Source organism: Vibrio floridensis (genome assembly GCF_021852965.1).
In the GTDB taxonomy this organism is placed as follows: Bacteria; Pseudomonadota; Gammaproteobacteria; order Enterobacterales; family Vibrionaceae; genus Vibrio; species Vibrio floridensis.
Genome location: NZ_JAKGCY010000050.1, coordinates 1 through 2,121, shown reverse-complemented (window position 1 = coordinate 2,121; position 2,121 = coordinate 1). Strand labels below are relative to the sequence as shown.

The following is a 2,121-nucleotide window of genomic DNA, read 5'->3' as shown; positions in this document are numbered from 1 at the left end:
CCGACGAGCACAAAACCCGAAAGCTGAGGAAACATAAAAACCATAACCAACTGATTTTATTTGATTAAGCATAACGCCCAATTAAGGGGTGAGCAACGCGACCACCCAACCTAAAGCATTGTACCGTAACCACTATAATTGAAGTAGAAACAAAAATGCCAAGCGTTGGGAATCCCTCTTAAATTGATTGTTAGTGCTGATCTTTGAAGTCTTCGTTGTGAGAAATTGGGATATAATCCGGTGCCAAAACCTGCCCCATAATTGAAGGAAGGTTGACATCATTGTTATGTACTAATTTCCCCTGATGTTTGTCCCATTTAAAGATACTATGAGGACGCCCAGTTTGATTATTGATGATTAAACTGCCCCAATATATTTTCCATGTACACTCGTTTTCATTCCCCCCTTCCCCAACGCTACCATCTGAACAGAATGTTATTGTTTTACCTTCTTCGTGGTTCTCTCCACGATAGTAGAGATAAAACTGCCTTCCCGGCTTCAGTATTAGTTTTTTAATTTCTCTATTTTTCGAAAACACAGTCATGATGAATACGAAAGAAGCAACCAGAGCTGTCGTCAACAAAGCAACAATCGTGTTAATTATTGTTTTAGGTGCCTCTTCGATAAGAATATTAATCAAATAGTCCATTTAGACTCTCCACATGTGAAAGGCACTAACGCCTTGTTAAGGGGTGAGCAACGCAATACCGATGCCACCGCATACCGCCTTAAACACTAAAACCAACGCATAGTAAAAATGCCACGCGTTGCGAATCCCTCTTGAACAATTTGTTATGCAGATTCTACCCACTTTCGATAAAAGTCTACATTAAGCAACTTCGAAACTAACGTGTTGAAGTCATTGCTATTACCGTATTTTCTTGCCACATCTTCGAAGACTAAGTGACGACATTTGGAAGAGACACTCGGAAAGCCGTTTACTTCCCACTTAGAATGAACTTGTTTCCTTGAGATAAGAGCCCATTCTTTGGTTAGCAGATATCGATGGCCTTCATATGTTACTGACAAATCGTGTCCATCACATTGTTCAGGAAGCTGTCGCTCAATGACTGAAATCATACTACCCGAAACCCTAGAACCACTATGAGAGGTTTTACATGGGTGAAGGAAACGGTCATCAAAGGTTTTCTGTGCTAACCGATCTAAACCTAGCTTTGCTTCAATAGGGAAACAGGTTTTTGAATGTACATCCAAAATGCAGATATCAACTTTGTGTACGCCATCGAATATCAAATCGGAGCACGGGTCTAGCCTAATTTCAGGAACAGCTATGAACTCGTCAAACGAAAGCGCTAAAACTTCCTTCAGGAAAGAGCGAACCTCATCTGAGTTGTTAATAAGCTCGCATACTAGGGCTTCCCCGATATGGTTTAGCTGAATCATATTTTCTCCATCTGCATAACGCTGCGTTAAGGGGTGAATGCCGCCTAAACCAACCTTCTGCAGACCACTTTCACCACCAAAACTCACTGTAAACCAAAAATGCCACGCGGCATGAATCCCTCTTGAACGCCTTGTTAGCCTTTAATCGTTTAGCGAGAAGGCTTGTCCATGAACAGACTTATAATTAATACTTAGCCTTAGTGAGCTGATACTTTCTTCGAGACTACTAACTTCAGCCCAGTCTTTAGCCGGAAAATCCACGGATAGTAAGCGTATTCTTTGATTATGAGCAATAGCGTAGCCTTTAGATAACTCTGTGTAGTTAAAGGCGTCTGATCTGTCGCCGAATAATGCAGTAAGAGCATCTCTAGCACTATAGTTTTTGTCACCAAGTGCTACATCAAACGTTTCAATGAACGCTGGGCCTAAACCATTATTTATTAGATAAATTTCAATACGACCCACACCATTTTTAAAAAAGCGTTCAGTAAATAGATCCAGGTGAGGTTTTAGTGAGATACGATTTTGGCGACGCTGACTGCTGGCTTGGTACACTGTTAAAAACAGTGCGCACAACGCAATAATTTCAGATGCATATTTGCTTAGTATTTCCATAACTACCCATATCAAACTTGAAGGCTAACGCCGCGTTAAGGGGCGCAGGCATGCAATACAAAAGTAACCGCATAGCACCTTAACCACTAACCCCAACGCAAG

Annotated in this window: 3 protein-coding genes; all 3 read right to left on the bottom strand. The window is 41.3% G+C overall.

Going from position 1 to position 2,121, the window contains the following annotated elements; translation table 11 throughout:
- Positions 1–190 precede the first annotated feature (190 nt).
- Positions 191–649: a hypothetical protein gene (locus LZU85_RS20710; RefSeq protein ID WP_237288426.1), complete on the bottom strand. Its 459-nt coding sequence runs from the start codon at positions 647–649 to the stop codon at positions 191–193.
- Between the two features lie 143 nt (positions 650–792).
- A complete protein-coding gene (locus tag LZU85_RS20700; protein WP_419795984.1) occupies positions 793–1,491 on the bottom strand; it encodes a hypothetical protein in 699 nt (232 codons plus the stop codon).
- Between the two features lie 54 nt (positions 1,492–1,545).
- A complete protein-coding gene (locus tag LZU85_RS20690; protein ID WP_025590398.1) occupies positions 1,546–2,019 on the bottom strand; it encodes a hypothetical protein in 474 nt (157 codons plus the stop codon).
- Positions 2,020–2,121 lie beyond the last annotated feature (102 nt).